Origin of the sequence: Rhodococcus sp. 05-2255-1e, assembly GCF_002259025.1 — a bacterium.
GTDB classification, from domain to species: domain Bacteria; phylum Actinomycetota; class Actinomycetes; order Mycobacteriales; family Mycobacteriaceae; genus Rhodococcoides; species Rhodococcoides fascians.
Genome location: NZ_NOZE01000015.1, coordinates 44,091 through 53,324 on the forward strand (window position 1 = coordinate 44,091; position 9,234 = coordinate 53,324).

Sequence of the window (9,234 nt, forward strand, 5' to 3'; positions counted from 1 at the left end):
TCCACTCACGTGCTACCAGATCTTGACGCGCTTCCCCGGGTCCAAGTACAGCGCATCACCGGGCTGAACGTCGAACGCTTCGTGAAAACTGTCCAGATTGCGCACGACTCCGTTGCACCGGAACTCCGGCGGCGAGTGCGGATCGACGGCGAGACGACGGATCGCTTCGGCGTCTCGTGCCTTGGTGCGCCACACCTGCGACCAGCCGAAGAACACGCGCTGCAACCCGGTCAGGCCGTCGAGCACCGGTGCGTCCTTGCCCTCGAGCGAGATCTCGTAGGCGGCGACGGCGATGGACAGGCCACCCAGATCGCCGATGTTCTCACCGATGGTGAATTCGCCGTTGACCTTGTGGCCGGGCAGTGCCTTCGGCTCGAATTCGTTGTACTGCTCGATCAGGGCTGTGGTGCGCTTGCCGAATTCGGTGCGGTCGCTGTCGGTCCACCAATCCACCATGTTGCCGTCGCCGTCGTATTTGGCACCCTGGTCGTCGAATCCGTGCCCGATCTCGTGCCCGATGACGGCTCCGATTCCGCCGTAGTTGGCTGCGTCGTCGGCCTCGGCATCGAAGAACGGCGGCTGCAGAATTGCTGCGGGAAAGACGATTTCGTTCATCCCGGGGTTGTAGTACGCGTTGACGGTCTGCGGCGTCATAAACCATTCGTCGCGATCGACCGGACCGCCGAGCTTGTCGAGATCACGCTGATAGTCGGCCTCGTAACCGCGGCGGTAGTTGCCGAGCAGATCGTCGGCGGTGATGTCGACGCTCGAGTAGTCGCGCCAGCGGTCGGGGTAGCCGATCTTGGGAGTGAACTTGTCCAGCTTGTCCAAGGCCTTGCGGCGCGTCTCCGGGCTCATCCATTCGAGCTCGGAGATGTTGCGGCGGTAGGCCTCGGTGAGGTTGTCGACGAGCACCTGCATGCGTGCCTTCGAGTCCGCCGGGAAGTGGCGTTCGACGTAGAGCTTGCCGACGGCCTCGCCGAGGACGTCCTGTACGAGCGAGACGCCGCGCTTCCAGCGCTCGCGGTTCTCCTCGGTTCCGGTCAGCGTCGTTCCGTAGAACGCGAAGTTCTCGTCGACGAGTGCGCTGGTCAGGAACGGGGCCCGGGCATGGACGACGCGCCACGCGAGCCACGCCTTCCACGTCTCGATGTCCTCCGACGTCCACAGGGACACGAACGTGTTGACGAACGGTGGCTGGCGCACGACGATCTCGGCGAACTGTTCGGTGGTGCCACCGAGGCCGGAAATCCATGCAGTCCAATTGAATCCGGGCTCGTTCTGCACCAGAGTGTCGAACTGGACGAGGTTGTAGCTCTTCTCGGCGTCGCGCCGGGCGACGACGTCCCAGTGGCCCGCGGCGATCTTTCGCTCGAGATCGAACACCGTCTGCGCGTCGTACTCGACGCCGCTGAGCGCGAACATCTTCGCGATGTGCGCGATGTAGCTCGTGCGGATGTCGGCGTATTCGTCCTGGCGGTAGTACGACTCGTCGGGCAAGCCGATTCCGGACTGGCTGAAGTGCACCAGGTAGCGGTCGGATCGCTTGGCGTCGGTGTCGACGTAGTGAGCGATACTGCCGCCGACTCCGGTGCGTTGCAGAGAGCCGAGAACGCCTGCGAGCGTGACCAAGTCGGTCGCATCGGCAACGGCGGCGAGCTCGTCGGCGATCGGGGTGGTGCCGAGCTGTTCGGCCCGGTCGGCGTCCATGAAGCTCGAGAACAGGTCGCCGATCTTCTGTGCGTCGCTACCGGCGGGCGGATTCGCGGCCGCCGATTCTTCGATGATGGTCTGTACATCGACCTCGGCGCGGTCGTACAACGTCCGGAACGCACCGTCGACGGCGCGGTCGGCGGGAATGCTGTAGTCCTCCAGCCATTTGCCGTTGACGTGCACGAAGAGGTCGTCCTGCGCGCGTGTGTTCTCGTCCTGGTAGCTGAGATCGATGCCCGAGTTCACTACTGAAGTCATGTATCCATCTTTACACTCTTGCGCTCGATTGAACGGGTGTTTAATGTGCTGTACATGCGTTCAGCATCCGAGGATCTGACCACTCGCGCGCGGATCCGCGACACCGCGATCGACGTCTTCGGCGTGCAGGGTTTCACCGCCGGTGTGCGGTCCATCGCCAGCGCCGCCGGCGTCTCACCCGGGCTGCTCAACCACCACTTCGGGTCCAAGGACGGACTTCGCGCGGCGTGCGACGAGTACGTCCTGCGTACGATCCGCGAATCGAAGGCCGCCTCGGCCGGTCCTACCGGGGTGATGGAACAGCTTGCTCGCATCGACGAGTACGCACCGCTCGTCGCCTACATCGTGCGGAGCTTCTCCTCGGGCGGAGCGCTGGCCCGAGAGTTGTTCGAGCACATGGTCGACGACGCGGTCCGGTACCTCGACGACGGAGTGCGCGACGGCCGATTCACACCCAGCCGCGACCCCGCGGCGCGCGCCCGGTTCCTGACGCGCCAGAACGTGGGCGGTCTGCTGTTGTACGTGCAGATGGCCGGCCCGGACGTCGATTTCCGTGCGGCTCTCAGCGCGCTCGGTGACGAGGTCATGTTGCCGGCACTCGAGCTGTACACCGATGGATTGTTCACCGATTCCCGAATCTTGGACACCTATCTGGAGGCCGAGCAATGACCGACGCCATCGCAGTCGACGATCTGGTGAAGACGTTCGGTTCGGTCCGGGCCCTCGACGGCCTGAACCTGCACGTCGAGACCGGTGATGTGCACGGCTTTCTCGGCCCCAACGGGTCGGGTAAATCGACCACGATCCGCGTCCTGCTCGGTCTCGTGCGCGCGACGTCGGGGACGGTCCGGTTGCTCGGCGGTGATCCGTGGGCCGACGGCGTCGCACTGCATCGACGGCTGGCTTACGTTCCCGGAGATGTGACGCTGTGGCCGTCGTTGACCGGCGGGGAGGTGATCGATCTGCTCGCCAGGATGCGCGGCGGTATCGACTCCGGCCGCCGGGCGGAGCTGATCGAACGGTTCTCCCTCGACCCAGGAAAGCGGAGTCGCACCTATTCGAAAGGCAATCGCCAGAAGGTCGCTCTGATCTCGGCCCTGGCATCGAACGTGGAGCTGCTGCTCCTCGACGAGCCCACTTCCGGTCTCGATCCCCTGATGGAGCAGCAATTCGCCGAATGCGTGAAAGATGCTGCGCGACGCGGAGTCACGGTGCTGCTGTCCTCGCACATCCTGTCCGAGGTGGATGCGTTGTGCAGTTCGGTCACCATCGTCCGGGACGGGCGCACGGTGGACACCGGGACCCTGGCGTCGATGCGGCACCTCACCCGCACGACGATGACCATCACTGTGGATCGAGTACCCGGCGATCTCGACAGGCTCTCCGGGGTCAGTGGGGTGACCGTGGACGGGTCCACGATTACCTGCACGGTGGAGAACGAGGCGCTCGCTGCGGTGATGCACGTCCTGGCCGACGCAGGCGTGCAGAGCATGATCAGCTCCGCGCCGACTCTCGAAGAGCTGTTCCTGAGGTACTACGCATGAACAGCCTGAGCGGCACAGCGGCATTGCTGCGGTTGTATCTACGCCGCGACCGACTCGTGTTGCCGATCTGGGTCGTTCTGCTCGGAGCGCTCCCGCTGCTGTACGCGGTCAGCTTCGAGGGGCTGTATCCGACGGCGGCAGACCGTCGTACGTTCTATCTCGGCACCGAGGCAGTGCCGGCGCAAGCGGCTCTCGTAGGGCCGATCTTCGGTAGCGACCTCGGTGCCCTGGTGTCGTGGCGCGCCGGACTGATGCTGACCCTCGTTCCGTTGGCGGCGATCCTCACCGTCGTTCGGCATACCCGCGGTGAGGAGGACGCGGGCCGTGTCGAGCTGGTCGGGTCGACTGCAGTGGGCAGATTCGCAGGACTGACGGCGGCCGCGCTGCTGGCGGGCGGCGGCGTGGTGGCGACGGGAATGCTGTCGTTCGTCTCGCTGTGGGCATTCGGTCTGCCGGTGGCCGGGAGCGTCGCGTTCGGTGCCTCGATCGTCGTCGTCGGTGCGGTGTTCGTCGGCTGCGCGGGGCTGGCAGCACAGGTGGCGTCCGGGGCTCGCGCGGCTCGCGGCTATGCCCTCGGCGTGTTGGCCGCAGCGTTCGTTCTCAGAGCGATCGGCGACATCGGTTCGGGAACCCTGTCGTGGTTCTCGCCGATCGGGTGGTCGGCGCAGGTGCGACCGTTCGCCGACGAACGGTGGTGGCCGCTGTTGCTGTCGCTGGCGACCGCTACGGCGTTCGTCGCCGCAGCGTTCGTGGCAGCGAATCGACGCGATCTCGGCAGTGGTCTGCGGGCCGAACGCCGCGGCCGGGTGGCTGCCGTTCCGTCACTGTCCGGTCCCGTCGCCCTCGCGTGGCGACTGTCCCGCGGAACCACCGTCGTCTGGACCGTCGGCCTCGCCCTGTTCGGTATCGCCATCGGATCGTCCACGGACGGCATCGGCGATCAACTCGGCAGCAGCGCCGCCATCAGCGACGCACTGGGCAAGTTCGGCGGCACCACGATCGAACAGTCGTTCATCGCCGTCGTGCTGAGCATGGTCGGCATCATGGTGGCGGCCTATTCCGCGTCGGCCGTGCTACGTCTGCACAGCGAGGAAGAGTCGGGTCTGGCCGAGATCGTGCTGGCCACCGGCATCTCGCGCCGTCGGTGGGCGGCGGGGTATCTGCTCTTCGCCGTCCTCGGCCCGGTGTGGCTACTGCTGGTCGTCGGCCTCACCATCGGGCTGACGTACGGGTCGGCAACCGGCGACATGTCGCGCGAACTGCCGTCCGTCGTGGTCGGCGCACTGGCTCAGCTCCCGGCCGTGTGGGTGGTGACGGCCATCGGCGTGGCATTGTTCGGCGCTGTCCCTCGATTCGCGACCGTCCTGTGGGCGGTCCTCGGCGGCTTCGTTGCCCTGGGGCAGATCGGGGCGGTGGTCGGGCTGCCCCAGTGGTCACAGGACATCTCGCCGTTCACCCACCTGCCCAAGCTGCCGGGTGGAGAATTCTCGGTAATGCCCTCGCTGTGGCTCGTCGCTGTCGCCGCCGCCGCAGGCGGTGCCGGAAGCATCGCGCTGCGCCGACGGGACGTCCGCGGCTGAGTGAATCGGCCGCGACTCAGTTCGGTGTCGAGTCGCCGTACTGGTTCTCGACGTTCTGCTGGAATTCGTCGGCGCATTGCTGTTGCGCTGCAGTATCGCTGCCTGCGTTGGTCATGCAGTCGGTGAAGTCCTGTCCACCGACTGCATTGAACAGGCCGACGCCGACGACGACGAGAACGATCGACAAAGCCGCCGCCACGAAACCGAGAATGATCGCGATGAGAGACACGGTGCCGTTGGTGGCGACGCGCTTCTTGTACCTCGACCGACCGATGAAGCCGAGGACGATCGCGATCAGGCCGAGAACAATGCCGCCGACGATGGTCCAGGAGAACAGCACACCGAGAATCGCGAGAACCAGAGCCACTGTGCCGATGGTGTTCTTCGGCGCTACCGGCTGTTGCTCGTATCCACCCTGCTGATATCCGCCCTGCTGGGGGTACTCGCCGGGTGAAGGGTAGTTTCCGGGCGGGGGATAGTCATTCGACACTTCTGATACCTCCGAGATCGGCGATCGTGAACGCTCGGAGTGTATGCAGATCTCAGTCGTGCGCGCAGACGCCACGTGCCCCCGTGATCAACTTGTCATCGAGCGTTCCTGTCAGCCGCCCAGTCGCGAGTGCATCTCCCAGATCAGGATCTCGGCTGGTTCCGAGGCTGTAATTCGCTGTCCGCCAGTGGAACTCATGCGTACCGCGTCACCCTCGTACAGTTCTCCGACACCCTCCATCGAGACGGTGCCGCGGACCACGAACACGTGCACGAACGGTGCGTCGGGAACGGTCACGGTCGAATCCGGTGTCAGTCGCGCAGCGTGCAACGCGGCCGATTTCTGGCCGATGCCGATGGCCGCCTGACCACGGTGTCGGTTCATTCCCGACGCGACGGTGACGAGTCCGCCGCGCAGCAGTTCGTCGTCGATCTCGAGTTGCTCGTAGCCCGGTGCGGTGCCGGGGCTGTCGGGCATCACCCACATCTGTACGAAGCGGACGGGTTCGGTGTGCCGATTGCCGTCGATACTCCAGGAGTCGTTCTTCTCCGAGTGCATGATGCCTTTGCCCGCACTCATCCGTTGCGCCAGTCCGGGATAGATGATGCCGGAGTGCCCGATCGAATCCTGATGCACCAGAGAGCCCTGCACCACCCACGTGATGATTTCCGTGTCGCGGTGCGGATGCGTCTCGAATCCCTGCCCGGCGGTGACGATGTCGTCGTTGTTCACCAACAACAGGCCGTGGTGGGTGTTCTCGGGGTCGTAGTGCTGACCGAAAGAGAACGAGTGCTTCGAGTCGAGCCAGGACACACGGGTTTTCAGTCGATCACCGGCACGATGCACGTCGATGTGGGCGGTCAGTGGAGCGGACATGTCCCCACTGTACGAGCATGTCGATGCACCGGCGTACGACCTGCATAACGTTCGGGTGTCTTTGCCGCCGGGGTGTGACGGCGGCCCCGAGTGGGTAGGTTCGGACACGGTACGGTCACACGCTCTGCAACTCCCCGAAGGCGGCGAGAGATACTCATGGTCGGTTCCAGCTCGAGCGCGGCACACGCTGTTCGACACCTGCTCGAGGACGCACTGGTGTCGTGGTTGCCAGGTCAACGATGGTTCGGCGCAAAGGGTTCGACGGTGGGTGCCGTACGGATCGTCGCTCGGGACGTACTGCACGACGAGCCGCATTTCGCCGCCGAGCACCTGCTCGTCGAGGTGGACCTCGTCCAGGACGGCACGTCGGTGACCCAGACCTATCAGGTGCCCCTCGGTTTCCGCACCGAGGTGCCCGAGGAGCTACGCCCGTGGCTGTTGCCGGTGCCCGGTGAGGTGGCAGTGTTCGACGGGTTACGTGACCCCGAGATCATCGCCCTGTACGGTGACGCGTTCTCCGATGAGAACCCTACGGGCAGTATCGAATTCAAGGTCGTCGACGGTTCGAGCGTGCCGCAGGGCATGCGCGGTCGGGTTCTGGGTGCAGAGCAGTCCAACACGTCGGTGATCCTCGGTGATCTGCTGCTGCTCAAGCTGTTTCGTCAGGTACCGCCCGGAATCAGTCCGGACGTCGAGTTGCACCGTGCGCTGGCCGAGGCCGGCAGCGTCAACGTGGCACCGCTGCGAGGGTGGCTCGAAGCGCAGGTCGGCGGTGAGACGACCACGCTGGGGATGATCCAGGACTTCGCCGCGAATTCTGCCGAGGGATGGACCACTGCGCTGGCGAGCGTGCGCGAGGTGTTCGATTCCCCCGCCACACCGATCGAGGATTTGTCCGCCGATTTCGCTCCCCACGCGTATCGACTCGGCGCTGCCGTCGCGCAGGTACACCACGACCTCGCTTCGGTTTTGGGTACCGCCGAACGTTCCGTGGAATCGACGGCCGTCGAAGAGATCCTCGAGCGCATCTCCGGAGTAGCGCGAGTGGTTCCGGAGATCGCCCAGTACATCCCCGCCGCGACGGCCCTGATCTCACGGGCCGAGGCGTCGAGCAGTACCACCGTCCAACGCATTCACGGCGATCTGCATCTGGGCCAGGTATTGGGGACCCCCGAACGGTGGCTGCTCATCGATTTCGAGGGAGAGCCGGCCAAGACGCTGGACGAGCGCAGACAAATGGACAGTGCTTTGCGCGACGTCGCGGGAATGCTGCGGTCGTTCGACTACGCCGCCAACCACCTGCTCGTCGACCTGCCGGAGGACCCGGCTCTACGGGAACGCGCCGAGCAGTGGGCTGCGCGGAGCATCACGGCCTTCTTCGACGGGTACGCGTCGGTGGCCGGCCACGATCCTCGCGACGAAGCCGATCTGCTGCGCGCTTACGAACTGGACAAAGCGGTCTACGAGGTTCTGTACGAAGCGCGCAATCGACCGACCTGGCTGTCTCTGCCGATGCGCGCGGTCGAACGGTTGGTCAGCTGACGGCCGGGAAACGGGCTGTAGGGGCGGGCGTGGACCGGCCCGTCTACGACAAGTACCGTATTGCCTGACACGGGAGGCAGGACATGAACGGTATTTTGGCAATTTTCGGCATCGCGGTGGTAGTCATCACCATCGTCGTGGTGGTCGTGCTCGTCGCGGTGTTGTTCGTCGCGTCGATCAAGCCCGACAAGCTGAACATCGACCTCGGTCGCAAGAAGCGTGAACGGGAAGAAAGTTCCTCGAAGGTCTGAGACCTCGGTCACCTCTGGCACCGATTCGCGCAGACGCGGAGTTGTATCGATTCGAAGCGTCGGTCGACGCTTCCGGTTCTACAACTGGAGACCTCGTGAGCACAGCACTGTCAGCGCCTACGGAGCCCGACTGCAGGGCACGCCTGTTCGGTGAGACTGTGCCGGCCCAGTTCGCTCGTTTCGTGATAGTCGGGGTATCGAGCAACGGCGTCTATGCACTGCTGTTCGTCGCTCTCGCGTCGTTCGGATCTTTCCCCGCCAATCTGGCGGGAGCGTCGGCGAGCACCGTTCTTGCCAACGAGTTGCACCGTCGTCACACCTTCCACGCCGCCGACCGCGTCGGCTGGTTCCAGACCCAGTGGGAAGCGGGAGGACTCGCCCTGATCGGGCTGGGTCTGAGTACCGCCGCGCTGGCCGCAGTCCACCTCCTCGTTCCCGCCGCCGCCACGTACGTTCAAGTTCTGGCTGTGATCGCCGTCAGCGGTCTGGTCGGTGCCGCTCGATTCCTCGCCCTTCGCGGATGGGTGTTCCGCTCGCCGAGCCTCCCCGGGATGGAAGCGGCCCACTCGTGATGCTGTGACAGAGCACGACCGGTCTCGAAGATCGGTTGCTACCTGTAACAGAGTTTCGGCGAGGCTTCGTGATAGTCGCCCGTATCGACCTAGGCTCGTGAGCTGACGTCAATGCGAGGAGGCATGTCGAATGGCCAGGGATCTGACACAGCTCGAGCTTCTGCAGGAGCTGGTGCCCACTGCCGAGGACAATGTGAACCGTCATATTTCGATGGCGCGCGAATGGCATCCCCACGACTACGTGCCGTGGGACGAAGGCCGCAACTTCGCCGCGCTCGGCGGTAAGGACTACGACCCGGAGCAGTCCAGGCTCTCCGACGTCGCGCAGGCCGCGATGATCACCAACCTGCTCACCGAGGACAATCTGCCGTCCTACCACCGTGAGATCGCCGAGAACTTCTCCCAGGA

Annotated in this window: 10 protein-coding genes; 7 read left to right on the forward strand and 3 right to left on the reverse strand. The window is 64.7% G+C overall.

Annotated features, from left to right (window positions below; translation table 11 throughout):
* Window positions 1-12 precede the first annotated feature (12 nt).
* Window positions 13-1,971, reverse strand: coding sequence for a M13 family metallopeptidase (locus tag CH262_RS13710; protein ID WP_094717823.1), 1,959 nt, complete (start codon window positions 1,969-1,971; stop codon window positions 13-15).
* A gap of 54 nt (window positions 1,972-2,025) precedes the next feature.
* Here CH262_RS13710 and CH262_RS13715 point away from each other — a divergent pair, with 54 nt between their 5' ends.
* Genes CH262_RS13715 through CH262_RS13725 form a run of 3 tightly spaced genes read left to right on the forward strand, consistent with a single transcriptional unit; the run spans window position 2,026 to window position 5,095 of the window.
* Window positions 2,026-2,640: a TetR/AcrR family transcriptional regulator gene (locus tag CH262_RS13715; RefSeq protein ID WP_027495276.1), complete on the forward strand. Its 615-nt coding sequence runs from the start codon at window positions 2,026-2,028 to the stop codon at window positions 2,638-2,640.
* The gene (locus CH262_RS13720) at window positions 2,637-3,515 is read left to right on the forward strand and encodes an ABC transporter ATP-binding protein (RefSeq protein ID WP_094717824.1); all 879 of its coding nucleotides are present in this window, start codon (window positions 2,637-2,639) and stop codon (window positions 3,513-3,515) included. Before CH262_RS13715 ends, CH262_RS13720 begins: the two co-directional genes overlap by 4 nt.
* Window positions 3,512-5,095: an ABC transporter permease gene (locus CH262_RS13725; RefSeq protein WP_256988791.1), complete on the forward strand. Its 1,584-nt coding sequence runs from the start codon at window positions 3,512-3,514 to the stop codon at window positions 5,093-5,095. Before CH262_RS13720 ends, CH262_RS13725 begins: the two co-directional genes overlap by 4 nt.
* 16 nt (window positions 5,096-5,111) lie before the next feature.
* On the opposite strand, the gene CH262_RS13730 is transcribed toward CH262_RS13725, so the two are convergent.
* On the reverse strand, window positions 5,112-5,585 hold the full coding sequence (locus CH262_RS13730; protein ID WP_228139326.1) for a DUF4190 domain-containing protein: 474 nt from the start codon (window positions 5,583-5,585) through the stop codon (window positions 5,112-5,114).
* 111 nt (window positions 5,586-5,696) lie between these two features.
* Window positions 5,697-6,461: a pirin family protein gene (locus tag CH262_RS13735; protein WP_032382365.1), complete on the reverse strand. Its 765-nt coding sequence runs from the start codon at window positions 6,459-6,461 to the stop codon at window positions 5,697-5,699.
* Window positions 6,462-6,617: 156 nt separating this feature from the next.
* On the opposite strand from CH262_RS13735, the gene CH262_RS13740 reads away from it, so the two are divergent.
* The 4 genes from CH262_RS13740 to CH262_RS13750 form a co-directional block, all read left to right on the forward strand.
* Window positions 6,618-8,003, forward strand: a complete 1,386-nt coding sequence (locus tag CH262_RS13740) for a maltokinase N-terminal cap-like domain-containing protein (protein WP_094717825.1) — start codon at window positions 6,618-6,620, stop codon at window positions 8,001-8,003.
* A gap of 83 nt (window positions 8,004-8,086) precedes the next feature.
* Window positions 8,087-8,254, forward strand: a complete 168-nt coding sequence (locus tag CH262_RS27575) for a hypothetical protein (protein WP_167326956.1) — start codon at window positions 8,087-8,089, stop codon at window positions 8,252-8,254.
* Window positions 8,255-8,349: 95 nt separating this feature from the next.
* Window positions 8,350-8,826, forward strand: coding sequence for a GtrA family protein (locus CH262_RS13745; protein WP_045841001.1), 477 nt, complete (start codon window positions 8,350-8,352; stop codon window positions 8,824-8,826).
* A gap of 130 nt (window positions 8,827-8,956) precedes the next feature.
* The coding region (locus CH262_RS13750; protein WP_179274997.1) for an acyl-ACP desaturase at window positions 8,957-9,234 on the forward strand (278 nt) is incomplete at its 3' end.